At 69.4% G+C, this 21,956-nt stretch carries 23 protein-coding genes and 1 other RNA gene; 12 read left to right on the forward strand and 12 right to left on the reverse strand.

The features are described 5' to 3' along the window. The first annotated feature begins 43 nt into the window (after positions 1 to 43). Entirely contained in the window at positions 44 to 1,204 is a 1,161-nt protein-coding gene (locus tag AUL35_RS03790) for an HPP family protein (protein WP_062012175.1), read from the forward strand. 4 nt (positions 1,205 to 1,208) lie between these two features. Here the strand turns inward: AUL35_RS03790 and AUL35_RS03795 are convergent, their stop codons facing one another. Genes AUL35_RS03795 through AUL35_RS03805 form a run of 3 tightly spaced genes read right to left on the reverse strand, consistent with a single transcriptional unit; the run spans position 1,209 to position 5,413 of the window. After that, a complete protein-coding gene (locus AUL35_RS03795) occupies positions 1,209 to 3,770 on the reverse strand; it encodes a ligase-associated DNA damage response DEXH box helicase (RefSeq protein ID WP_062012177.1) in 2,562 nt (853 codons plus the stop codon). 39 nt (positions 3,771 to 3,809) lie between these two features. After that, positions 3,810 to 4,472, reverse strand: a complete 663-nt coding sequence (locus AUL35_RS03800; RefSeq protein WP_062012296.1) for a YitT family protein — start codon at positions 4,470 to 4,472, stop codon at positions 3,810 to 3,812. A gap of 23 nt (positions 4,473 to 4,495) precedes the next feature. Beyond that, positions 4,496 to 5,413 carry a methyltransferase domain-containing protein gene (locus tag AUL35_RS03805; protein WP_082666085.1) on the reverse strand — a complete coding sequence of 306 codons (918 nt, stop codon included), beginning with the start codon at positions 5,411 to 5,413 and terminating at the stop codon, positions 4,496 to 4,498. Positions 5,414 to 5,516: 103 nt separating this feature from the next. On the opposite strand from AUL35_RS03805, the gene AUL35_RS03810 reads away from it, so the two are divergent. Then, complete coding sequence (locus AUL35_RS03810) at positions 5,517 to 6,548, forward strand: ligase-associated DNA damage response exonuclease (RefSeq protein ID WP_062012181.1); 1,032 nt, start codon at positions 5,517 to 5,519, stop codon at positions 6,546 to 6,548. Positions 6,549 to 6,555: 7 nt separating this feature from the next. Here AUL35_RS03810 and AUL35_RS03815 read toward each other — a convergent pair whose 3' ends face one another. The 4 genes from AUL35_RS03815 to gap form a co-directional block, all read right to left on the reverse strand. Beyond that, entirely contained in the window at positions 6,556 to 7,287 is a 732-nt protein-coding gene (locus AUL35_RS03815; RefSeq protein WP_156417820.1) for an SGNH/GDSL hydrolase family protein, read from the reverse strand. A gap of 103 nt (positions 7,288 to 7,390) precedes the next feature. Beyond that, positions 7,391 to 9,280 carry an autotransporter domain-containing protein gene (locus AUL35_RS03820; protein ID WP_062012183.1) on the reverse strand — a complete coding sequence of 630 codons (1,890 nt, stop codon included), beginning with the start codon at positions 9,278 to 9,280 and terminating at the stop codon, positions 7,391 to 7,393. Positions 9,281 to 9,435: 155 nt separating this feature from the next. Next, on the reverse strand, positions 9,436 to 10,629 hold the full coding sequence (gene pgk / locus AUL35_RS03825) for a phosphoglycerate kinase (RefSeq protein ID WP_062012185.1): 1,194 nt from the start codon (positions 10,627 to 10,629) through the stop codon (positions 9,436 to 9,438). A gap of 97 nt (positions 10,630 to 10,726) precedes the next feature. Continuing rightward, positions 10,727 to 11,740, reverse strand: a complete 1,014-nt coding sequence (gap, locus tag AUL35_RS03830) for a type I glyceraldehyde-3-phosphate dehydrogenase (RefSeq protein ID WP_062012187.1) — start codon at positions 11,738 to 11,740, stop codon at positions 10,727 to 10,729. A 323-nt stretch (positions 11,741 to 12,063) separates the two neighbouring features. On the opposite strand from gap, the gene AUL35_RS03835 reads away from it, so the two are divergent. From AUL35_RS03835 to AUL35_RS03855, 5 genes are all read left to right on the forward strand, one after another. Then, the gene (locus AUL35_RS03835; protein ID WP_062012189.1) at positions 12,064 to 12,339 is read left to right on the forward strand and encodes a DUF4164 family protein; all 276 of its coding nucleotides are present in this window, start codon (positions 12,064 to 12,066) and stop codon (positions 12,337 to 12,339) included. A 25-nt stretch (positions 12,340 to 12,364) separates the two neighbouring features. Next, positions 12,365 to 12,730, forward strand: coding sequence for a cell division protein ZapA (locus AUL35_RS03840; RefSeq protein ID WP_062012191.1), 366 nt, complete (start codon positions 12,365 to 12,367; stop codon positions 12,728 to 12,730). Positions 12,731 to 12,895: 165 nt separating this feature from the next. Further along, on the forward strand, positions 12,896 to 13,687 hold the full coding sequence (locus AUL35_RS03845; protein WP_062012193.1) for an SDR family oxidoreductase: 792 nt from the start codon (positions 12,896 to 12,898) through the stop codon (positions 13,685 to 13,687). A 42-nt stretch (positions 13,688 to 13,729) separates the two neighbouring features. After that, positions 13,730 to 13,889: non-coding RNA, 6S RNA (gene ssrS / locus AUL35_RS03850), on the forward strand. A 42-nt stretch (positions 13,890 to 13,931) separates the two neighbouring features. After that, positions 13,932 to 14,531 (forward strand): 5-formyltetrahydrofolate cyclo-ligase, encoded by a 600-nt coding sequence (locus AUL35_RS03855; RefSeq protein WP_192847034.1) that lies wholly within the window; start codon positions 13,932 to 13,934, stop codon positions 14,529 to 14,531. On the opposite strand, the gene AUL35_RS03860 is transcribed toward AUL35_RS03855, so the two are convergent. Then, positions 14,479 to 15,027, reverse strand: a complete 549-nt coding sequence (locus tag AUL35_RS03860) for a CAP domain-containing protein (protein WP_062012195.1) — start codon at positions 15,025 to 15,027, stop codon at positions 14,479 to 14,481. The two genes, AUL35_RS03855 and AUL35_RS03860, sit on opposite strands and share 53 nt — an antisense overlap. A gap of 93 nt (positions 15,028 to 15,120) precedes the next feature. On the opposite strand from AUL35_RS03860, the gene AUL35_RS03865 reads away from it, so the two are divergent. The 3 genes from AUL35_RS03865 (at position 15,121) to AUL35_RS03875 (ending at position 16,957) form a co-directional block, all read left to right on the forward strand. Beyond that, positions 15,121 to 15,750, forward strand: a complete 630-nt coding sequence (locus AUL35_RS03865; RefSeq protein WP_062012197.1) for a glutathione S-transferase family protein — start codon at positions 15,121 to 15,123, stop codon at positions 15,748 to 15,750. A gap of 59 nt (positions 15,751 to 15,809) precedes the next feature. Then, complete coding sequence (locus AUL35_RS03870; protein ID WP_062012199.1) at positions 15,810 to 16,634, forward strand: TIGR00282 family metallophosphoesterase; 825 nt, start codon at positions 15,810 to 15,812, stop codon at positions 16,632 to 16,634. Positions 16,635 to 16,699: 65 nt separating this feature from the next. Then, a complete protein-coding gene (locus tag AUL35_RS03875; RefSeq protein ID WP_062012201.1) occupies positions 16,700 to 16,957 on the forward strand; it encodes a hypothetical protein in 258 nt (85 codons plus the stop codon). On the opposite strand, the gene AUL35_RS03880 is transcribed toward AUL35_RS03875, so the two are convergent. Continuing rightward, positions 16,954 to 17,757: an MBL fold metallo-hydrolase gene (locus tag AUL35_RS03880; RefSeq protein ID WP_192847035.1), complete on the reverse strand. Its 804-nt coding sequence runs from the start codon at positions 17,755 to 17,757 to the stop codon at positions 16,954 to 16,956. The genes AUL35_RS03875 and AUL35_RS03880 overlap by 4 nt on opposite strands. A 191-nt stretch (positions 17,758 to 17,948) precedes the next feature. Here AUL35_RS03880 and AUL35_RS03885 point away from each other — a divergent pair, with 191 nt between their 5' ends. Then, positions 17,949 to 18,698: a YebC/PmpR family DNA-binding transcriptional regulator gene (locus AUL35_RS03885; RefSeq protein ID WP_062012203.1), complete on the forward strand. Its 750-nt coding sequence runs from the start codon at positions 17,949 to 17,951 to the stop codon at positions 18,696 to 18,698. Positions 18,699 to 18,713: 15 nt separating this feature from the next. On the opposite strand, the gene AUL35_RS03890 is transcribed toward AUL35_RS03885, so the two are convergent. The 3 genes from AUL35_RS03890 to AUL35_RS03900 are packed head-to-tail and all read right to left on the reverse strand — an operon-like array spanning position 18,714 to position 21,193. Continuing rightward, positions 18,714 to 19,265: a TadE/TadG family type IV pilus assembly protein gene (locus AUL35_RS03890; RefSeq protein ID WP_062012205.1), complete on the reverse strand. Its 552-nt coding sequence runs from the start codon at positions 19,263 to 19,265 to the stop codon at positions 18,714 to 18,716. Further along, entirely contained in the window at positions 19,262 to 19,786 is a 525-nt protein-coding gene (locus AUL35_RS03895; RefSeq protein ID WP_062012207.1) for a TadE/TadG family type IV pilus assembly protein, read from the reverse strand. The genes AUL35_RS03890 and AUL35_RS03895 overlap by 4 nt, the downstream gene beginning before the upstream one ends. A 3-nt stretch (positions 19,787 to 19,789) precedes the next feature. Beyond that, positions 19,790 to 21,193, reverse strand: a complete 1,404-nt coding sequence (locus AUL35_RS03900; RefSeq protein WP_062012209.1) for a TadE/TadG family type IV pilus assembly protein — start codon at positions 21,191 to 21,193, stop codon at positions 19,790 to 19,792. 193 nt (positions 21,194 to 21,386) lie between these two features. On the opposite strand from AUL35_RS03900, the gene ruvC reads away from it, so the two are divergent. After that, the gene (gene ruvC / locus AUL35_RS03905; protein WP_062012211.1) at positions 21,387 to 21,905 is read left to right on the forward strand and encodes a crossover junction endodeoxyribonuclease RuvC; all 519 of its coding nucleotides are present in this window, start codon (positions 21,387 to 21,389) and stop codon (positions 21,903 to 21,905) included. Positions 21,906 to 21,956 lie beyond the last annotated feature (51 nt).

The raw sequence follows: 21,956 nt of genomic DNA on the forward strand, positions 1-21,956 counted from the left end.
GGGGCGGGCTTGGCGTCCGCCCCGGCTCCCCTCATAAGGGGCCATGCCGATACGCCGTTTGATCCTGGGTCCCGTGCCCATCGCCGTCAGCCGCAGGGAGCGCCTTCGTTCGGCGCTGGGAGCGGCGATCGGCATAGCGGGGACGGGCCTCGTCTGCACGCTCGCCCTCGGGCAAGCGCCGTCGCTGCCCGCGCTGATCGCGCCGATGGGCGCCTCGGCGGTCCTCCTTTTCGCGGTGCCCGCCAGCCCGCTCGCCCAACCGCGCTCGATCCTCGGCGGAAACCTCATCGCCGCGATCGTCGGCGTGGCCTTCGCCCGCCTCGTGCCCGATCCGCTCGCGGCGGCCGCGCTCGCGATCGGCGTCTCGATCGCGATCATGATGTCGCTGCAATGCCTCCATCCGCCGAGCGGCGCGATCGCGCTGACGGCGGTGCTCGGCGGTCCGGCGATCCGGGAGCTCGGCTTCGGCTTCGTCGTCTGGCCGGTCGCGGCGAACTCGCTTCTCCTCCTTCTCGTCGCGCTCGCCTTCAACCGGCTGGTGGGGCGCACCTATCCGCACCGGCCTCCGATCGCGCCCCCCGCGCACGAGACACGCGATCCGCCGGCCTCGGCGCGGGTCGGCATCACGTCGGCCGATCTCGACGCGGTTCTCGCGGACTACGACGAGCTTCTCGATATCGACCGTGGCGACCTCGAAGCGATCCTGCGGCAGGCGCAGATGCGGGCCTTCGGCCGGCAATCGGGACGCGCGACCTGTTCCGCGATCATGTCGCGCGATGTCGTGTCGATCGATCCCGCCGCCTCGATCATCGAGGCCTTCGACCTGATCCGGCGCCACCACGTCAAGGCCCTGCCGGTGGTGGACGACGGTCGGACGGTGGTCGGCATCGTGACGCAGACCGACCTTCTCGACAAGACGCCCTGGGGACCGCGGGGCCCCGCGCTGCGGGCGCGGGACAGGGTCTTGCGGGGGCTCCGCCGGGGCCGACGAGATCCGGCCAGCATCGCCGACATCATGACGAGCCCAGTGCGTACGATCGCGCCCACAAGCACCCTGGCCGATGCCGCGCGCGTCATGGCTGTCGCGGGACTTAACCACCTGCCGGTCGTGGCGCCCGACGGGCGGCTGGTGGGCATCGTCTCGCAATCCGACCTGATCGTGGCGCTTCTGGCGGAGCGCGGCCTGGAGGCCGCGCCGGCCTGATGCGTCAGGTCACGTAGTTCGAGCGGTAGCGGCTGGCCTCGCCCAGCGCGCGGATGATGAGATCCTGCTCCATCGCCTCCTGCAGCACGTCGTCGCGCGCCTCGCCGTCGACGCGCTCGCGCCCCGCCTCCAGCATGATGGGAACCGCGAGCGGCGAGATTTCCTCGAGGTCGCGATGCAGGATGTGCCGCTTGATGCGGGCCAGCAGGTCCGACACGCGCTTGACGTCGAGGAGGCCGGTCGCCGCGTCCGCCCAGGTCGCGCGAAGCAGGATGTGATCGGGCTCGTGCTGGCGCAGGACGTCGTAGACGAGGTCCGAGGAAACCGTCATCTGGCGCCCCGTCTTCTCCCGGCCCGGGTGGTTCTTCGTCACCAGCCCCGCGATCACCGCGCATTGCCGGAAGGTGCGCTTCAGGAGCCAGGAGTCGGCCATCCAGGCTTCCAGGTCGTCGCCCAGCATGTCCTCGTCGAAGAGCTCGTCGAGCGAGAGCCGGCCATCGCCGATCATCTCGCCCATGTCGCCCTTGCCCCAGATCGACAGGGCGTAGTCCGTGGCGACGAAGCCGAGCGGCTTGGCACGCATGCGCTCCAGGCGGCGCGTCAGCAGCATGCCCAGCGTCTGGTGGGCGAGGCGGCCCTCGAACGGATAGGCGACCATGAAGAAGCGGTTGCCGTTCGGAAAGGTCTCGATCAGGAGGTCGTTCGGTCCGGGAATGCTCGACTTGCGAGCCTGGATCTCCAGCCAGTCGTGGACTTGGGGCGGCAGGGCGTCCCATTGCTTCGGGTCGGCCAGCATCTCGCGCACCCGCGCGGCGAGGAACGTCGTCAGCGGAAACTTCTGCCCGCCGTAGTAGGGCACCTTCGCCTCGTCGCCCTTCGCCTTGGTAACGAGGCATTCCATCTCGTGGATGCCCTCGAAGCGCAGGACCTGACCGGAGAAGAGGAACGTGTCGCCGGCGGCCAGGGTCTCGAGGAAGTTCTCCTCGATCTTGCCGAGCACCGGCCCGCCGCGGCTCATGCCGGAGCGCGTCTTGGCGCGGATCAGGCGCACGAGGAGCGTCTCCGACTCGATGATCGTACCGGCGTTCATCCGGTAGCCGGTGGCGACGCTTGGATGGGTGATGCGCCAGGTTCCGTCCTCGGTCAGGCGGATCTTGGCGTAGCGCTCGTAGACGCGCAGCGAGTAGCCACCGGTCGCCACGAAATCCACGACCTGGTCGAAGGTCGCGCGGTCCATGTCGCGGTAGACGCTCGCACTCGTCACCTCGGCGTAGAGGTCGTCCGCGCGGAAGGGATCGGCGCAGGCCATGCCCAGCACGTGCTGGGCGAGGACGTCGAGGCAGCCCTCGCGCATCGGCGGCGAATCCTGCGCGCCGAGGTAGTTGGCGTCGAGCGCCGCCTGGCACTCCATCACCTCGAAGCGGTTGGCCGGCACGAGGATGGCCTTGGAGGGCTCGTCCATCCGGTGGTTCGCGCGGCCGATCCTCTGCGCGAGGCGGGAGGCGCCCTTCGGCGCGCCGACATGCACCACGAGATCGACGTCGCCCCAGTCGATGCCGAGATCGAGCGTCGAGGTCGCCACCACGGCGCGCAGCTCGTTGGCGGCCATGGCGGCCTCGACGCGGCGACGCTGGCTGACATCGAGCGAGCCGTGGTGGAGCGCGATCGGCAGCGTCTCCTCGTTGATGCGCCAGAGTTCCTGGAAGAGGAGCTCGGCCTGGGAGCGCGTGTTGACGAAGAGAAGCGTCGTCTTGTGCGCCCCGATCGCCTCGTAGATCTCGGGCATGGCGTAGCGCGCCATGTGGCCCTGCCAGGGAACGCGCTCCTTGGACTTCAGGATCGTGATCTCCGGCTTCGCGCCGCCCTCGACCGTCACGAGGTCCGCCTGGTGCCGGTGGTCCGGCTCCTGCGCGACCAGCCACTCGCAGAGTTCGGCCGGGTCGGTGACGGTGGCGGAGAGCCCGATCGTGCGAAGGCCGGGCGCGTGCTTGCGCAGGCGCGCAAGGCCGAGCGCGAGGAGATGCCCGCGCTTGGAGGTGACGAGCGAGTGCAGCTCGTCGAAGATCACGGTCGTGAGGTCGCTGAAGAAGTCCGCCGCGTCCGCGTGGCTGAGGAGGAGCGCCAGCTGCTCGGGCGTCGTCAGGAGTATGTCGGGCGGGCTCGCCTTCTGGCGCTGGCGCCGCGAGGCCGACGTGTCGCCGGTGCGCGCCTCCATGCGGATGCGCAGGCCCATCTCCTCGACGGGCGCGGTGAGATTGCGCTGGATGTCGGTCGCGAGCGCCTTCAACGGCGAGATGTAGAGCGTGTGGACGCCCGGCAGGCGCGTGCCGGGCCGGTGCTTCGGGCGGCGCGACAGGTCCACCAGCGAGGGCAGGAAGCCTGCGAGCGTCTTGCCGGCGCCGGTGGGCGCGATGAGAAGCGTCGAGCGGCCGGCTTCCGCGCGGGCGAGAAGGTCGAGTTGGTGGGGGCGGGGGCTCCAGCCCTTCTTCGCGAACCAGCGTAGGAACACCTCCGGCAGGGCGAAGGTCTGGTCAGGGCTGAGGTCAGGCGGAAGGGGCGCGGTCACGGAAGGGGAGGTAAGGCTCCCCACCCGTCTCGCCAAGCATCAGGCGGCGAGATAGCGGTCCGTGCGGTGGTTGATCGCAAGGAAGAGGTTGAGGACCACGGCCCCGATCACCGAATAAAGGACGGCGATCGGTGGGACGGCGGCGAAGGCCGTCACGAGGACGACGAGGTCCACCGCCATCTGCGTCAGCCCCGCGCGCCAGCCGAAGCGGTCCTGCAGGTAGACCGCGAGGATGCCGATGCCGCCCGCCGAGGAGCGATGGCGGAAGAGGGCGAGCAGCCCGAAACCGATCATCAGGCCGCCGAGGCACGCGCCGACCAGCGGTTGCACGCGGGCGAAGTCGAGGACGTCGCCGCTGAAGGCCGTGGCGAGCGACAGGAGCGCGACCGCAAACGCGGTCTTCACCGTGAAGGCCCGGCCCATGCGCCCGATCGCCAGAAGGTAGAAGGGCAGGTTTAGGCAGAAGAAGACGAGGCCGAAGTTCCAGCCGGTGAGGTAGTGGACCACGAAGGCGAGGCCCGCCATGCCGCCGGTCAGGAAGCCGAGATGCCCGAGAATGGCGATGCCGACCGCCGTCAGGACGACGCCGGCCAGAATGCCGAGCGCGTCTTCCCAGGGCGAATGGCGCGTGGCGGTGGCCGCCCAGTTGCCGAAACGGTGCGCACGCCGCGTCGTCGCGAGCTCGACGTCCTCGGCGGTGATGGTGCCGGCCTCGTCGCGCGCGCTCAACGCCCCGCCCTCCGCGCCGTGACGATCGCGCCCGCGACGTCGGCCCCGGCATCCCGGCGGATCACAGCGCGCTCGATCGCGACGGTCTCGAAGCCGCATGCGACCAGAAGCGACCGGACGTGGTCCGGCCGGTGCGCGTAGCGAAGGCTCGCGCGAAGCGTGAAGGGCTCAGCCGTTTCCTCGACCTCGAACGAGAAGGCGACCGGCGCGCCGGGACGGGCGGTCTCGGCGATGCGGCGGAAAGCGGGTTCGAGGTCGCCGAGATAGGTCAGGACGTCGGCCGCCGTGACGAGATCGAAGGGCTCGGCCGCGAAGGGCTCGAGGATGTCGCCCTCGCGCAGCGCGTCGTAGAGGCCTTTCCGCCGCGCGCGCTCCAGCATGCCCGGCGAAAGGTCGACGCCCTCCAGCCAATCCGTGCGCTCGCGCAGCCGCTCCCCCATCAGGCCCGTCCCGCAGCCGAGATCCAGCGTGCGGGCAAAGCGCCGGTCGGTGCCGGCGAGCCGATCGATCGCCCCCAGAAGAAGGTCCGGCACCCGGTATCCCAACCGGTTCACCAGCGCCTCCTCGAAGCGCGGCGCGTACTGGTCGAAGAGGCCGGCGACGAAGAGCGGCGAGGGCGCGGCGGGCACGGGCAGGGCGCCGAGCGAGGCGAGCTTCAGCTCCGCGCCGTAGGGATCGGCCGGGTCGGCATCGAGTATGCCCTGGAATATGGTCCGCGCCTCGGTGTCGCGCTCGGCCTGGAGCAGGAAGTCCGCGAGCTGCATGCGTCCGGCGGTCCAGTCCGGAGCGCGCTCCAGCGCCTGACGCATGAGATCGGCGGCCACCTCGAACTCGCCCCCTTGCGCGTAGTCGCGCGCATGGGCGGCGCGCAGGTCGGCGATCGGGTCGCCCGAACGGTGGGGGTCGTCTGCCAAGGGGGTCACGGTTCCGGTTGGTGCGGCCTCCTATGCGGCGTCACGTGCCCTTCGCGCAAGGTGCCGCGATGCCGCCCGCTCGCGCGGCCCTATCTCCCGCACCATGGCCCGCTTCGAAGACCTTCTCCGCCCGACCCCGAAGGGGCTCTACTGCCCGCCCGGCGACTTCTACATCGACCCGGTCAAGCCCGTGGAGAGGGCCCTCGTGACCCATGGCCACGCGGACCATGCCCGCCCCGGCAACGAGGCCGTGCTCGCAACCCCCCGGACGCTGCGCATCATGGCGCTGCGCTACGGCGAGGACTTCTGCCGGACCCGGCAGGAGGCGCCCTGGGGAAAGCCGATCGAGGTCAACGGCGTCGCGGTTTCCTTCCACCCGGCGGGCCATGTGCTGGGCTCGGCGCAGATCCTCGTGGAATGGAACGGGATGCGCATCGTGGCGTCGGGCGACTACAAGCGCTCGCACGACCCGACGGCCGAGCCCTTCGAGCCGGTGCCCTGCGACGTCTTCATCACCGAGGCGACCTTCGCGCTTCCTGTCTTTCGCCATCCCGACCCGCGCACCGAGATCGCCAAGCTGATCCGCTCGACGCGCCAGTTTCCCGAGCGCGCCCATCTCGTCGGGGCCTATGCGCTGGGCAAGGCGCAGCGCGTCATCCGGATGCTGCGCGAGCAGGGCTACGACGAGCCGATCTACATCCACGGCGCGCTGCGCAAGCTCTGCGACTTCTACGAGGAGGAGGGCATCGACCTGGGCGAACTCCGCCCCGCTACGATCGCGCGCGGCAAGGATGCGGAAGGCGAGGCGAAGGCCAGCTTCGCGGGCGCCGTCGTGGTCGGCCCGCCGTCCGCCTTTGCCGACAAGTGGGCGCGGCGCTTTCCCGATCCGGTGGCGTGCTTTGCCAGCGGCTGGATGCGCGTGCGGGGCCGCGCGCGCCAGCGCGGCGTCGAGCTGCCGATCATCCTTTCGGACCATTGCGACTGGGACGAGCTGATCGAGACCATCGCCGAAATCTCGCCGCAGGAAGTGTGGGTGACGCACGGGCGCGAGGAAGCGCTGGTGCGCTGGTGCTCGCTCAAGGGCGTTCGCGCCCGTCCGCTCCACCTCGTCGGCTACGAGGACGAGGGAGACTGATCGCCGCTCAGGCCCCGGCGAGCCGCTCCGGCAGTATGAAGCCGGCGAGGTGCCCGGCCGTGTAGGCCGCCCCTTCCGCCGAGGCATGGAATCCGTCTCGCGAGAAGCCGGCAGGCTCGACGCGGGGCAAGGTGGTGGCCGGCACGATGCCGCGCTCGATGCAAAGGCGCCGTCCGAGCCGCTCCAGAAGCGCAGCGCGCAGCGCCAGCACGCGGGCGAGGCCTCTCGGGAGAGCGGGCACCCGCCGCATGTCGACCGGCGGCGACCAGACGATGCGCGCCTCCGGCCAGCGGGCGCGAAGGGCGTAGAGGAGCGTGCCGAAGGAGCGCTTGAAGCGGCGGGCGGAATGCCAGTTCTTCACGTCGTTCGTGCCGATCGACAGGAGGATGTGCGTGAAGGGCTCGCGGTCGAGGTTCGGCACCACGAAGTCGCGCACCTCGGCCGAGGTGGCCGAGTTCGCGCCGCGCGACGACCAGGACACGGCCCGGCCCGACAGGACCGAGAGCCGCTCGGCGAGGCGGGCTGCGAGGCTCTCCTCCATGGTGGCGACGCCGACACCGGCCGCCGACGAATCGCCGAGGACGAGCAACCGGATCTCCGGCTCGCCCGATCCCAGATGCCCCTGGCAGGGGCCGGGCGGCGGTGGCATGCGCTCGATGCGGCGGCGAAGGCCAAGGCCCTGCCAGACATAGACCGGGTAGAGCAGCCAGGACTGCACCGCCATTCTCACGCCCGTCATCCTCCTTCAGCGCGCCGGATCGGCGTCTCGAACCGCCAGCTTTATAGGGCGGGCGGGCTCGCAGCAGAAGGGCGGCGCGTCGGCGCGCCGCTCGGGCGGGATGTCAGAAGCGCAGCTTCAGCCCGACCTCGCCGACATGGCTGATGTCGATGTCGGAACTGGTGCCGACGGAGTAGCGGCCCGTCAGCGACAGGCGGTCGGTCAGTCCGGCATCGACGCCGACGCCCGCCACGAAACCGCGCGCGGCGAGATCATCGAGCCGGGCCGAACGGGCGCGGCTGATGCCGCCCGCGATGCGCGCCGAGACGCGCGCGTCGTCCTCGGTGAGGATGTCCTCGTAGCCGATGCGGCCGGTGAGGGCGAGCGGGCGGCCGCCCAGCTCGGTCGCATAGGCGAGGTGCAGGTTGGCCGAGCCGAGGAGCGCGTTGCGCTGCGTGTCGCCGTAGACGATCTGCGCCGCGGCTCCCGTCTCGCCGTAGCCGTCGGCGTCGGCATAAAGGTAGTCGAGCCCGAGCGCGGGCGTGACGGTGAGCGCCCCGGCGCGCAAGCCGTAGCCGGCCTCGAGGCCGACATTGGCCGAGACGCCGTTGGAATCGGTGCCGCGGTTGACCACGGTGTCGATCAGCGTTTGCCGGTCGAGGTCCTCGTAGTCCTGGTGCGCGACACCGCCGGACAGCGTGACGTAGGCCGAGCCGAACAGGGCCGTGGCGTAGAGGTCGGCCGCGAACGAGCGCGTGTCGTAGGACAGGCGCGCCTCGTCCACCTCGCCGGTCGAGGCCGACAGCGCGCCACCGAGAAGCAGGCTGTCGCTGAAGCGGTGGTCGAGGCCGATCCGCACGGTGCCGTTGTCGAAGCGGTAGTCGTTGGCTCCGTCGCGCTCGAAGCGGCTGCCGCCGAGCGAGACGTAGACATCAGAGAAGGGCACCGCGATCGCGGCATCGGACCCCGTGACGGGCGCGGGAACCTGGAGCGCGGCGAGGCGGGCGCGATCGCGCAGGGCGTCGTTCGCGCTCATGCGCTCCAGCAGCGCGGTCTCCGTCAGCGAGCCGACCGCCGAGGCCGACGTGCCGACCGACAGGTAGTCCTCGACGGTCTGCGCGAAGAGGCGGTGAACGGCGGTCGTCGGGTGAATGCCGTCCCAGTATTCGAAGGTGTTCTGGACGCTGGTCGGCGCGGCGGCGCAGGCGGGCGTCGAGAGGCAGGCGTCGCGGGCGTTCAGGAGGCCGAAGCGAGCGGGGTCGCTGAGGATCAGCGCGCCGACGCGCTGGATGTCCACCAGAACGACGTCGGTGTTGGGCAGCGTCGCCGCGACCTGGCGGACGCCGGTCTCGAGCGCGGTGTTGAAGGCGTTGGTGGCGAGCGTCGCGGCGACCGAGCCCTGCAGCGACGTCGAGAAGGCAGGCGTCGCGCCGATGTCGGGCAGGTTCAGGACCGCGACGGTCGGCGCGCCGAGGCTGCCGAGCCGGGCGAGCGAGGCCGCGACGTCTCCGGCCGAGGCCACCGCTTCCGCACCGACCAGGGCGGCCGTCGCGCCGGGCGTGTTGATCTCCTGGATGATGTTGTTGGCGCCGCCGTAGAGCGTCACGACGTCGTTCGCGCCGAAGCGCCCGTCCTGCAGGACGAAGGCGTCGATCTGCGCCCCGATGCCAGGCGGGCGCAGGCCATCCAGACGATCGGTACGGGCGTTGCCGAAGGCGTAGTTCTGCGAGAGTTCAGGGTTGATGCGGATGCCGCCGAGCGTTGCGGCGCCGGCCTGCTGCATCGGGCCGCCGTTCAGGTATTCGGTGAAGACCGGCCCGTTGGAGAAGCGACCCGCGAAATAGGGCGGCGAGGCCGGGCGGCCGCTGATGAGGAAGAGGTTGCCGTTGTCCGATAGCGAGTCGCCGAAGCTGATCACGGGGCCGGCGACCTGCGCGAGCGCCGGCATCGCGGTGGCGCTGGTCAGCAGCGCGGCGGTGGCGGCCAGGACGGCGCGGCTCTTCAGGCGGGTCATGCGAAGCGTCTCCCCATCGCCGGCCTGTTCCCAACCGGTCGGATGCGACCATGCGCGAGAGCGGGACGGGGCGACAGGGCGGATGCGGTGCGGAGCGGGGATCGCCGCGCGATTGCGGCAGCTCTGTGGCCGAGCTGCCGCAGGGTGAGGTCGGCTCAGGCGCGCAGCGCGTCGACGCCGGGAAGCGGCTTTCCTTCCATCCACTCCAGGAAGGCGCCGCCCGCCGTGGACACGTAGGTCAGATCGTCCGCGACCCCGGCCGCGTTGAGCGCCGCCACCGTGTCGCCGCCGCCCGCCACCGAGACGAGCTGGCCGTCGCGCGTGCGCGCGGCCGCATGGCGGGCCGCCGCCATGGTCGCCGCGTCGAAGGGCGGAATCTCGAAGGCGCCGAGCGGACCGTTCCAGATCAGCGTCTTCGACTTGTCGATCCATTCCTTGACCTGCCCGACGCTGGCCGGGCCGACGTCGAGGATCATGGCGTCCGCCGGAACCGCGTCGACCGAGACGGTCTGCGTCTCGGCATGCGCCTTGAACTCGCGCGCGACCACCGCGTCCACCGGCAGGAGCACGATGCAGTCCGCCTTCTCGGCGGCCGCCATGATGGTGCGGGCCGTATCGGCGAGGTCGTGCTCGCAGAGCGACTTGCCGACGTTCTTGCCGAGGGCGGCGAGGAAGGTGTTCGCCATTCCGCCGCCGATCACGAGGCAGTCGACCTTGGCGACAAGGTTCTGAAGAAGGTCGATCTTGGTCGAGACCTTCGCGCCGCCGACGATCGCGATCACGGGCTTTTCCGGCTTGCCGAGACCCTTCTCCAGCGCCTCCAGCTCGGCCTGCATGGTGCGGCCGGCATAGGAGGGCAGGTGATGGGCGAGCCCTTCCGTCGAGGCATGGGCGCGGTGCGCGGCGGAGAACGCGTCGTTGACGTAGACGTCGCCGAGCGAGGCGAGCTGCGAGACGAAGGTCTCGTCGTTCTGCTCCTCGCCGGCGTGGAAGCGCGTGTTCTCGAGAAGGAGGACGTCGCCGTCCTTCATGTTGGCGACGATGCCCTCGGCGACCGGCCCGACGCAGTCCTCGGCAAAGCCCACGGGCTTGCCGAGCTTCTCGGCCAGCGCCTCGCCGATCGGGCGCAGCGACTGGGCGGGGTCGGGCTTGCCCTTCGGCCGGCCGAAATGGGCCAGCAGGACGACGCGGCCGCCCCGGTCGGCGATCTCGCGGATGGTCGGCAGGACGCGGTCGATGCGTGTGGCATCCGACACGCGGCCGTCCTTGACCGGCACGTTGAGGTCCACGCGCACGAGGACGCGCTTGCCGGAGAGGTCGGCGTCGTCGAGGCTCTTGAACGGATTCATGGGACGGGCTCCGAGGGGAGGGCCGCCCCGATGGCGGCCGGGGAAACGAGGCGAGCGCGGGCGGGGCGCCGATGGCGTGCCGCCCGCGCTCCGGTCGTTACTTGGCGTTGTGCATCGCGATGGCGGTGTCCGACATGCGGTTCGAGAAGCCCCACTCGTTGTCGTACCACGAGAGGATGCGCACGAAGTTGCCGCCGAGCACCTTGGTCTGGTCCATGGCGAAGACCGAGGAGTGCGGGTCGTGGTTGAAGTCGTGCGACACGTTCGGATCGAGCGTGTAGCCGAGGATGCCCTTGAGCGGGCCGTCGGCCGCCGCCTTGATGGCGTTCTGGATCTCTTCCACGGTGGTGTCGCGCTTGGCGGTGAACTTGAAGTCCACGACCGAGACGTTGGGGGTCGGCACGCGGATCGAGGAGCCGTCGAGCTTGCCCTTCAGCTGCGGCAGGACGATGCCGATCGCCTTGGCCGCGCCGGTCGAGGTCGGGATCATCGACAGGGCCGCCGCGCGGGCGCGGTAGAGGTCCTTGTGCATCGTGTCGAGCGTCGGCTGGTCGCCGGTGTAGGAGTGGATCGTCGTCATGAAGCCGGTCTCGATGCCGACCGTCTCGTCGAGAATCTTGGCGACCGGCGCGAGGCAGTTGGTCGTGCACGAGGCGTTGGAGACGATCGTGTCGCTCGCCGTCAGCGTGTCGTGGTTGACGCCGAAGACGATCGTCTTCTCGTTCTCGGCCTTCGTGAGGGGGCCGGAGATCAGGACCTTCCTGGCGCCGGCCTCGAGATGGGCCGAGGCCTTGGCGGGATCGGTGAAGATGCCCGTGCACTCGAAGGCGATGTCGATGCCCATCTCGCCCCAGGGCAGGTTCTTGGGGTCGCGCTCGGCGGTCACGCGCATCGGGCCGCGGCCGACGTCGATCGTGTCGCCCTTGACCGTCACCGTGCCGGGGAAGCGGCCATGGACCGAATCGTAGCGGATCAGGTGGGCGTTGGTCTCGACCGGGCCGAGATCGTTGATCGCCACCACCTCGATATCGGTGCGGCCCGACTCGACGATGGCGCGAAGCACGTTGCGGCCGATCCGGCCAAATCCGTTGATCGCGACGCGAACTGCCATGGGAACTCTCCTAGCGATCCGGTCGGGACGACCGGCACGGGTGGGGTTTAACGCGCGGCGTGCGCGCGCAAAGGGGCGGGAGCGGGGATCGGAACGTCGGGTCGCGGCACGCAAACACCCCTCGAAGGGCCGGCTGGCGCGTCGTCTGGGAGCGGCGCGCCGCGCGGCGGCCTTCGCATGGCCCCAGAGGCGGAGCCTTGTCAACGCCGGCTCGCAAGCCGCCTTTTCCTCGCTGGCCAGTCGCGTTAAAGCGATGGATGAGGATCGCGACCCAAACCGGGGCGGGCGCGATGCCGCAAGCGACGCCCGCAAGAGGGGACGGCATGACGCGCGACCGCCTGGACGAGGCCACTTTGCGCCTGCAGCGCTCGATCGAGCGCCTGGAGCGGGCGGCCGAAGCGCGCGTCGTGCGCCAGGAAGTGGCCGACGGCGCCGAGGAGGAGGTCCAGCGCATGACCGCCGACCGTTCGCGCCTTGCCTCGGAGCTCGACACCGCGCTGACCCGCGCCGAGCGTCTGGAAACGGCCAACCGCGAGGTCTCGCGCCGGCTCGTGACGGCGATGGAGGCGATTCGCGACGTCCTCTCCCGTCGCGCCTGATCCCCTCCGCCAGAAGGCCCGACCCATGCCCCAGATCGTCGTCACCATCGATGCCAAGACCTACCGCATGGCCTGCGCCGAGGGCGAGGAGGAGCATCTCGTCCAGCTCGCCGCGCAGATGGACGCGCGCATCAACGAACTGCGCGGGTCGTTCGGCGAGATCGGCGACCAGCGCCTCGCCATCATGGCCGGCATCATGGCGAGCGACGAGCTGTCCGACGCGCGAGGCCGCATCGCCGACCTCGAGGCCGAACTCGCGGAGGCGCGCGAGCGCGAGCGCGACCTGTCGCGCGGCGGCGAGGCCGGCGACCGGCGTCTCGCCGAGCATCTGAACGGCGTCTCCGACGTCCTCGACGAGATCAGCGCGAAGCTCGAGGACTACCGCCGCTAGCGGAAGGCGCAAGGGGCAGGGCGGGGAGCCGTGCCAGAGCCTGCGCGAGGAACCGACGCTTCGGCGGCCAGCGAACTCGACGGTTGACCGCAAGGGCCGGTGCGCCAACTGCGGCGCATTCGTTTCAGCCGCCCGTCGTCCGGTTCGCATTTCCCGAGGTTTCCCATGGCATCTCATTCGCGCGCACTCGTCACCGGAGCCTCTGCCGGCATCGGCCGCAGCTATGCCGAGCATCTGGCGCGCACGGGCTGCGCGCTGGTTCTCGTGGCGCGGCGGCGGGACAGGCTGGACGAGCTCGCCTCGCAACTCCGGGACGCGCATGGCGTCGAGGTGGAGGTCCTGCCGGCCGATCTCGCCGATCCGGCGGGCGTGGCGACCGTGGCCGAGCGGCTCGCTGCGGAACCGGCGATCGACCTCCTGATCAACAATGCGGGCTATGCGGCCAGGGGCATGGTCGCCGAACTCGACCCCGCCGCGCTCGCCGACATGATCCAGGTCAACGTCGTGGCGCTCGCCCAGCTCTCCCATGCCGCGATGGAGGCCATGCGAGCCTTGGGGCGCGGGCGCATCGTCAACGTCTCGTCGGGCACGGTCTTTGCCGCCTTCGCCGGCAACGCGGGCTATGGCGCGTCGAAGAACTTCGTCATGGCCTTCACCCGCACCATGCAGGTCGAGGCCGAGGGGACGGGCGTCGAGGTCCAGCTCCTGATCCCCGGCGTGATCGCCACCGATTTCCACGCGGTCGCCGGCAACGATCTGGCGCGCTTTCCGGCCGAGCGCGTCATGCAGGCCGACGATCTCGTGGTTGCCTCGCTGCGGGCGCTGGAGATGGGCGAGCCGGTCTGCATTCCCTCGCTGCCGGACGTGTCGACCTGGGACGCCTATGTCGAGGCCGAGGCGGCCTGCTGGGCGAACGCGTCCCGCGACAAACCGGCTTCACGCTACCACGGCGCCTGAGGCCACTGGTCAGCGAGGTCCAACTCGCCTATCTTCTGTCTCGGCGGACTGCGCGGCGCGACAGGGACGACTTATTCCCCGGGGCCTTACGCATCCCTGAGGGAGCTGTCCCTGACCCGGCCCCTGGGCCGGGACACACGGCGCCCACCTACTCTGTAGGTTCCCGGGATCGACTGTTTCCATCGGCCGAGGTGGTCCGCCGCTTGATTTGCTTCTCCTCCCCTCCCGCCCTCGGGCCCGCGTCGTGACGCCGGTCGAGGACGTCGCCGCGCAGAAGCGTGCGCTGCGCGTCGAGGCCGCCCGGCGGCGCGACGCGCTGGATCCCAGCGACCGCTCGCTCGACTCCCTTGCGATCACACGCCACGCGCTCGCCTTTCTCCCCGAGGAGCGCCATGCGGTCGCGGCCTATCTCGCGATCCGCTCCGAGGTCGACACGGGGCTCCTCGTCTCTCTTCTTCGCCAAACGGGGCGGGTTGTCGGCGTGCCCGCGATCGAGGGCGAGGAGCTTCGCTTCCGCCGGATCTCGGAGGGCGACGCGCTGGAGCCGCAGGGCTTCGGCACGAACGCTCCCGGCGCCGAGGCGGCCGAGATCGCGCCGGCCGTGATCCTCGCCCCGCTTCTGGCCTTCGACGGCGCCGGCCGCCGCCTGGGCTACGGCCGCGGCTTCTACGACCGCGCGATCGCCCGCGTCCGCCAGGGCGGGCCCGTTCTCGTGGTCGGGCTCGGCTTTTCCGCGCAGCTCGTCGAGCGGGTTCCGACCGACGAGCGGGACCAGACGCTTGACGCGGTGATCACGGAAAACGGAGTTCTGGTCCCCAGCGCAGCGGCTTCTCGGACGCGCTAGCGACGGTCCGCTTCGAGGGCGTGGCAAGGATCTGCGTCCAGTAGCGCGTGCCGTCCTCGCCGATCCGGGCACCCGCGAAGCCGATCTCGGTGACGTTCGGGTTCAGGAGATTGCGCCGGTGGCCGGGCGAGCCGATCCAGCCCTTCATCGCGGCGCCGTAGTCGGCATAGCCGCGCCCGATATTCTCCGCGACCGTTCCCCAATGGTAGCCGGCGCGCTCGGCACGGCCGGGAAGGGCGCCCGCGACCTGATGGTCCATGCGGTCGGCCCGTGCCATGGCCTCGCTCTGGCGCGAGGCGGCAAGGTCGAGCTGGGCGTTGACGCTCAAGGGCTTGAGCCCGTTTTCCGCGCGGAAGGCGTTCACGGCGCGCAGCCCGGCGTCGCGGTCCATCGTGATCGGCCGCACGAGGCTGGCCGGGGTCTTCGGGCCGGCGGACAGGCAGCTCGCGAGCGCGAGGGCGGGCAGAAGGGAGAGAAGGGGAATGAGGCGGGGCACGTCGGGTCTGTCTTTCGGGGCGCCGGGCGCTCGAAGCCGGGGCGACGCCGCCCTAGCTCCCCGCCCGACCCCACATGGGAAGGAGATGCTGTGATGATCGAACTCTTCACCTGGACGACGCCCAACGGCGAGAAGCCGATCATCATGCTGGAGGAGTGCGAACTGCCCTACGAGCTGCGCCTCCTCGACATCTCGACGGGAAAACAGAAGGAATCGGACTTTCTTGCGATCAACCCGAACGGTCGCATCCCGGCGATCCGCGACACGGAGACCGGACAGCGCGTCTTCGAGAGCGGCGCGATCCTGATCCATCTCGCCGAGAAGAGCGGACGGCTGCTTGCCAGGAGCGGGCCCGACCGCAGCGAGGCACTGTCCTGGACCTTCTTCCAGGCCGGCGGCACGGGGCCGATGATCGGGCAGGTCCACTACTTCCGCAACGCCAAGGAGCGCTCCGACTTCGCGATCCGCCGCTTCGAAACGGAGTCGCGCCGGCTGCTCGGCGTGCTCGACGCGCATCTGAAGGATCGCGAGTGGCTGGCCGGCGACTATTCGATCGCCGACGTCATGAACTGGAGCTGGGCCGTGTCCGGGCTCAAGGGGCTGGACGCGCGAGGTGACTTCCCGAACCTCGCCGCCTGGGCGGACCGGGTCGGCGAGCGGCCGGCGGTGCGCCGCGCGCTCGACAAGCTCCAGAGCGCGAAGTCGGCCCTCGCGTCCTCCTGATCGCGCGTGCCCGAATCGCCGACCTGTGCTGAAGAGGGGCGTGACGAAAAGGAGAAAGCGTGCGGTTCCTGTTTCTGGGCGACATGGTGGGCCGGTCCGGCCGCACCGCCGTGGCGGAGCGGTTGCCGGGCCTCATCGAGGGCTGGCGGCTCGACTTCGTGGTGGTGAACGGTGAAAACGCGGCCGGCGGCTTCGGGATCACCGAGGACATCCTGGAGCGCACGCTTTCGGCGGGCGCCGACGTCGTGACGACGGGCAACCACGTCTTCGACCAGCGCGAGGCGCTGACCTTCGCCCCGCGCCAGGAGCGCTTCCTGCGGCCCGCCAACTATCCGCCGGGCACGCCGGGGCGCGGCTCGGGCCTGTTCGAGGCGCGCTCGGGCGCACGCGTTCTGGTGGCCAACGTCATGGGCCGCGCCTTCATGCATCCCGAGCTCGACGACCCGTTCCGCGCGGCCGAGACGATCGTCTCGTCCTGTCCGCTCGGCGAGCAGGCCGATGCGATCGTCCTCGACTTCCACGCCGAGGCGACGAGCGAGAAGCAGAGCATGGGACATTTCCTCGACGGGCGCGTCTCGGTGGTCGTGGGAACCCATACCCATGTGCCGACCGCGGACCACCAGATCCTGACGAACGGCACCGCCTACCAGTCGGACGCCGGCATGTGCGGCGACTACGACTCCTCGCTCGGCATGGACAAGGAGGAACCGCTCAACCGCTTCCTGACGCGGGTTCCGCGCGGGCGCTTCGAGGCGGCCGAGGGGCCGGCGACGATCTGCGGCCTCGCGGTCGAGATCTCGGACCGGACGGGGCTGGCGGAGAGGGTCGCGGCCGTGCGGCTCGGACCGAGGCTCTCCGAGAGCGCCCCGGACTTCTGGCGTTAACCCTTTCATCCGCCGCATTCGCACCGCAGCATCGCCGACACAGACGGCAGGCAACGGGGGTCGCCATGACGGATGAGCGAGCGGATGCAGGGAACGGAGGGCGCCGGGCGGACGAGGCCCTGCGCCATCTTCTCTGCGCGCTCGTGGCGCTCATATCCTTCGCCGTCTCGACGCCCATGCCGCTGCGCCTTCCGCACCCGCAGGCCGCGGATCTTCGTCGCGCCTCGTTCGTGCAACTCGACGACGACGAGGAGCGCGAGCTGCTTCTGGCGCTCCTCGAGGAGGACGAGGGCGACGACGACTGGGACGACGCGGCGGTCTAGACGCCCTGCAGGAGGATCACGGTCGGCCGGCGCGGCAGGGTACGGGCCGAGAGTTCGATCGATCGCTCCGGCCGCCGCTCCACCGCGAAGTCCGGTATCTGCTCCAGGAACCGCTCGATCGGCGTGCGGAAGCGGTGCATCGGCAGGACCACCGAGGAATGAAGGCGCTCGGCGATCTCGCCCATGCCGCGCTGGCTCATGGTCCAGGACCCGTCGACCGGTACCATCAGGACATCGAGCCGCCCGATCGCGGCGTAGTCCTCGTCTGTTAGCTGATGATGCAGGTGGCCGAGATGGCCGATGCACAGGCCTGCGACCTCCACGATGAAGATCGAGTTGCCGTCCGCCTCGAAGGCGCCGAAGCGGTTGATGTCGGTCGAAACGTTGCGCACGAGGATGTCGCCGACCGTGACGTTGTGCCGAGCCGCGCCGCCCGCCGGGTTCCAGCCGCGCAGCACGGTGCCGATCGCAGGGTCGGGGGTGTCCGTGTAGTGGGTGCCGTGCGCCTTGTTCATCGTCACGATGTCCGGGGTCGGGCCCGGCCCGGCGTAACCGGCATAGTCGGTCGCAAGGCGCACGCCATCCGGGCTCTCGACGAGGTAGGTCGCGTGCGCGGCATAGGTGATGCGGACCGTGTCGCCGGCCTTCGCCCGTGCCGCGCGATGGGGCGGGGGAGCGCCGAGCTGGGCGACGCGCACGCCGGGCAGTCGGTCCGCGACCGCGAGGCAGGAGGAGATTCCCTCCTGTGCGAGCGCGGGTCCTGCGAAAACGAGCGCAAGGACGGCGAGGGCAAGGCGCATCGGCAGGGCCTTTCGGCGACGGGACCGGGACGGGTCTCGGGATCGCAGCGTTTCACGGACCGTTCGACGCGCGAAGTCATATTTCCGGGAGCCCGGCCGGCCCCGATCGCGCTTCCCGTTGCTGGACGGCGCGGGGCCGGGCGCTTTATACCAGCCCACCTCACGAACCCACCCGAACGAGAAGGTGTCCGATGGCCGGTCATTCCCAATTCAAGAACATCATGCACCGCAAGGGCCGACAGGATGCGGTCCGTTCCAAGATGTTCTCCAAGCTCGCCCGCGAGATCACGGTGGCCGCCAAGACGGGCATGCCGGACCCCGACATGAACCCGCGCCTGCGCCTGGCGATTACCAACGCCAAGGCGCAGTCCATGCCCAAGGACAACATCCAGCGAGCCATCAACAAGGCGCTGGGCGGCGACACCGACAACTACGACGAGGTGCGCTACGAGGGCTACGGGCCGGGCGGCGTCGCGGTGATCGTCGAGGCACTGACCGACAACCGCAACCGCACCGCCTCCAACGTGCGCTCCTACTTCACCAAGGCGGGCGGCGCGCTGGGCGAGACGAACTCGGTGTCCTTCCTGTGGGACCGCGTCGGCGAGATCGTCTACCCCGCGAAGGCGGGCGACGCCGACAAGGTCATGGAGGCGGCGATCGAGGCGGGCGCCGACGACGTCCAGTCCGACGAGGACGGCCACCGCATCATCACCGCCCTCGGCGACCTGAACGATGTCTCCTCGGCGCTCGAGAAGAGCCTCGGCGAGGCCGAGAGCGTCAAGATCATCTGGCGCCCGCAGACCACCGCGCCCGTGGACGAGGACAAGGCGCAGTCGGTTCTGCGCCTCATCGCCAACCTCGAGGACGACGACGACGTGCAGAACGTCTACGCCAACTTCGAGGTGGACGAGGAGGTGATGGCCAAGCTCTCGGCCGCCTGAGGCACGACGGCGGCCTCAGCAGGGTGCGGAGGGGACCGACTCGTTCTTGATCGGTCCGCCCGTGCGCGAGCGGATCGCCGAGAAGTTCGCGAGCGTCATCGCCGGAAGGCCGACCGAGTCGAAGAGCGGCGTGGCGCGCACCGTGGTCTCGACGAGGAGCACCGTGTCGCCATCGGCGACCAGCGGCATCTGGGGTGTCGGGATGGTCGCGTCGACCATCTTGACCAGCGGCGACGGGGCGTCCGACCAGCAGACGGTGAAATTCTTGCCCTGGCGCTTGATGCTGGTGACGCGGAACGTCGTGTCGCTCGCGGCATGACGTGACATGGCGACGAAGATCGCGCGGTTCGTGCCGATCTTGTCGGTCGACGTCGAGTTCTCGCGCGACATGATGTCGGCGGTCGTGAAGGTCGCCTTCTCGGCGATGTGCGAGGCCCGGAAGAGGTCGTAGAGGGTCACCGCGCCCAGGAGAAGGGCGACGAGCAGCGGCGCGATGATGGCGAACTCGATCGCGGCGACGCCACCCTCGTCCCGTCGGAAGCGCAAGGGAAGCCGCCCAGCCGTCATGTTCCCTTCTTCGGCTCCTTCTTGAAGGCCGAGCTTGCCACCAGCCAGTATCCGCCGAGCGAGTCCTTGGGCAGTTCCAGCGCCACGCCGATGAGCGGCGTGAACGGATCGGCGACGAGGCAGGCGCGCACGAAGAGCGTCTCCTGTTCCGCGCCCGTCGTGTAGGCGCCGGTGGTGGCGACGGTGCTGCCGCGGTCGAGGCACTTGGCGCCGCTGAGCGGGATGTCCGAGGCCGATTTGACGGTCGTCATCTCGACCACCATCGCCGACGCGCAGGCGGGCACGACGAGCTTCATGTTCTCGCAGATCGAGGCCTTCATCGCGGCCTGGTCGGGCTCGGCGCCGATGCGCACCTGCCGCACCGCGATGTCGAGCGCGCGGTCGAGCGCGGTCGAGCGGACCATGATCCAGCCGGTCTCTATGGTCGAGAAGACGAGCCCGAAGAACAAGGGGGCGACCATGGCGAATTCGAGCGCCGTCGCCCCGCTTCGGTTCAGAAAGAACGTGCGCGCCGAGCCCATCGGCTACCTTGTGATCCGCAGCTGCTGCATCTGAGCCGCGATCGACTGGAACGCCGCCGACATGTCGAGGCCGTCGACCTTGTAGGCGTAGGTTGGATCCGAGGCACATTTGGCGATGTTGGCGGCGACGTCGTTCGAAACCTTGAAGGCGATCGTGAAGATCTTGATTTTCTCGAGCTTCGTGTAGTCGCAGACGGTCTTGTAGAAACCCGTCGCTTCCGTATCGGTGAAGGCGTTGAAGCGATTTTTGTAATCGTTGGTCGTGGTCGCATAGGGTTTTTTATTGGCATCGTTGCCGCTGATGTTGCGCGTCGTGACCTCCCACCGGTCCGGCGTGACATTGGCGTCCGTCGGCCGGGGCTGGAAGCCGATCTGGCCGTCGGTCATCAGGACGATGAATTTCAGGGTTTCCTTGTCATCGAAGGCCGAGGGGCGGGCGGAAAAGGCGGACGGAATCGGTGCGTAGCCCTTTGTGCGGATCGACTGGATGGTCGCACGCATCGAAGGGTTGAGCAGGAGCTCCGCCCATTTCATGCCGTAGGCCGTGCCGGTCCCGTCATAGGGCTGCAGCGCGTCCATCTTCGCCTTCAGCGTGACGAGGTCGTTCGTCATGTAGGTGATGGTCGGCCCGGTCGGGCACCACCACGGCTGCTTGGGCGCCGCGCTGATGTTGTAATAGCTGAAATGCGGAGTCTGATCGCGATCGTAGAAGACCGGGGTGCCTGACGAAAAGTCGCCCTTCGTCATCTCTACGCACCAGCTTTGATCGTGTTCCTTGCGCCAGTAAGGGAGGATACGCCCGTTGTAGGCGGCGCTCGTGATGTACTCGAACACGTCCTTGCCGACATTCACCTGTCCCGCGAAGGGGATGATATTGACGGAGGTGGTTGGGCGCGAATCCTCCTTCAGGACGACGTCAAGGAAGCTTTTCGCGGCCGGCCGCAGCTGCGTCATGCCGCCGTTGTCCTGCATCGAGCCCGAGATATCGAGAACGAGCGACAGTTCGACGTTGCTGCGCCGCTCCTCCGCGGTCGAGGACGCGTTGATCGCGAGGTTCTCGATATTGGCGAGCTTGAGGAAGCTGGTCGAATAGTCGATCGAGGCCGAAGCCGTGACCTGTCTCATCGTGAGCGTCTTCACCTCCGAGACGCTGAGCGAGGCGGCGTCGCCGTTGGGCACGCTCTTCAGGAAGGAGCGCACGACCTCGGTCGGGTCTTCGGTCTGGTTGAGCGAGGCTGCCGCCAGGACGCCCCGGTCGAGCGCATCCTGCAGAGCGACGCGCCCGCGCTCATGGACCACCAGATCCACCGCGCCGCCCGAGATCAGGACGAGCACCGGCAGGAGAAACGCGGCGATGATCGGGATGCTCGCGCGCCGGTCGCGGCGGAAGCGGGATGTCAGAAGCATGGCGCCTTCGCCGGAGGAGGATTTCCGCCATCATGAGGAGGACATGCTACGAATTTCTCTATGTGGCACGAACGTTTGAGTCGATGCCTTGCAGCGGCGACCGTCCACGGCACGTCCTTCATTCGTTTCCGCTTCGTTCACGATTCGTCTTCTAACACGGCCTTCCTTGGGTTAGAGACGGACGAGACGGGTCATGTATCAGGAGCGCGTCATTCGCATCATCGGCATCGATCCGGGCCTGCGCCGGATGGGGTGGGGCGTCGTCGAGACGGTCGGAAACTCCTTGCGGTTCGTGGCCTCCGGGACCGTGACCTCGGAAGGGGACGACGACCTGGCGATCCGCCTGCGCCAGCTGCATGACGGGCTGCAGGCGGTCATGGCCGATCACCGTCCGCACGAGGCGGCGGTCGAGCAGACCTTCGTCAACAAGGACGCCGTCGCGACGCTGAAGCTCGGCCAGGCGCGCGGCATCGCCATGCTGGTTCCCGCGCTCGCCGGCCTGCCGGTCGCCGAATACGCGCCGAACGCCGTCAAGAAGGCGGTGATCGGCGTCGGCCACGGCGAGAAGCAGCAGATCCACATGATGGTGAAGGTCCTCATGCCCAAGGCCACCTTCAACACGAGCGACGCGGCCGACGCACTCGCCATCGCCATCTGCCATGCCCACCACCGCCAGTCGGCTCAGGCGCGCGCGGCCTTTGCGGGCCTCTAGATGTTCTGGACTTGTTCCGGGTGGAACAATGAGTAATACCCATCGGTATTA

This window comes from Aureimonas sp. AU4 (assembly GCF_001463765.1).
Classification (GTDB): domain Bacteria; phylum Pseudomonadota; class Alphaproteobacteria; order Rhizobiales; family Rhizobiaceae; genus Aureimonas.

Coding starts and splice junctions, on each gene's coding strand:
- AUL35_RS03880 (WP_192847035.1), bottom strand. CDS start 17,757: ATGCGCCTTGCCCTCGCCGTCCTTGCGCTCGTTTTCGCAGGACCCGCG.
- AUL35_RS03845 (WP_062012193.1), top strand. CDS start 12,896: ATGGCATCTCATTCGCGCGCACTCGTCACCGGAGCCTCTGCCGGCATC.
- AUL35_RS03820 (WP_062012183.1), bottom strand. CDS start 9,280: ATGACCCGCCTGAAGAGCCGCGCCGTCCTGGCCGCCACCGCCGCGCTG.
- gap (WP_062012187.1), bottom strand. CDS start 11,740: ATGGCAGTTCGCGTCGCGATCAACGGATTTGGCCGGATCGGCCGCAAC.
- AUL35_RS03890 (WP_062012205.1), bottom strand. CDS start 19,265: ATGACGGCTGGGCGGCTTCCCTTGCGCTTCCGACGGGACGAGGGTGGC.
- AUL35_RS03865 (WP_062012197.1), top strand. CDS start 15,121: ATGATCGAACTCTTCACCTGGACGACGCCCAACGGCGAGAAGCCGATC.
- AUL35_RS03895 (WP_062012207.1), bottom strand. CDS start 19,786: ATGGGCTCGGCGCGCACGTTCTTTCTGAACCGAAGCGGGGCGACGGCG.
- AUL35_RS03885 (WP_062012203.1), top strand. CDS start 17,949: ATGGCCGGTCATTCCCAATTCAAGAACATCATGCACCGCAAGGGCCGA.
- AUL35_RS03835 (WP_062012189.1), top strand. CDS start 12,064: ATGACGCGCGACCGCCTGGACGAGGCCACTTTGCGCCTGCAGCGCTCG.
- AUL35_RS03875 (WP_062012201.1), top strand. CDS start 16,700: ATGACGGATGAGCGAGCGGATGCAGGGAACGGAGGGCGCCGGGCGGAC.
- ruvC (WP_062012211.1), top strand. CDS start 21,387: ATGTATCAGGAGCGCGTCATTCGCATCATCGGCATCGATCCGGGCCTG.
- pgk (WP_062012185.1), bottom strand. CDS start 10,629: ATGAATCCGTTCAAGAGCCTCGACGACGCCGACCTCTCCGGCAAGCGC.
- AUL35_RS03790 (WP_062012175.1), top strand. CDS start 44: ATGCCGATACGCCGTTTGATCCTGGGTCCCGTGCCCATCGCCGTCAGC.
- AUL35_RS03815 (WP_156417820.1), bottom strand. CDS start 7,287: ATGACGGGCGTGAGAATGGCGGTGCAGTCCTGGCTGCTCTACCCGGTC.
- AUL35_RS03900 (WP_062012209.1), bottom strand. CDS start 21,193: ATGCTTCTGACATCCCGCTTCCGCCGCGACCGGCGCGCGAGCATCCCG.
- AUL35_RS03810 (WP_062012181.1), top strand. CDS start 5,517: ATGGCCCGCTTCGAAGACCTTCTCCGCCCGACCCCGAAGGGGCTCTAC.
- AUL35_RS03840 (WP_062012191.1), top strand. CDS start 12,365: ATGCCCCAGATCGTCGTCACCATCGATGCCAAGACCTACCGCATGGCC.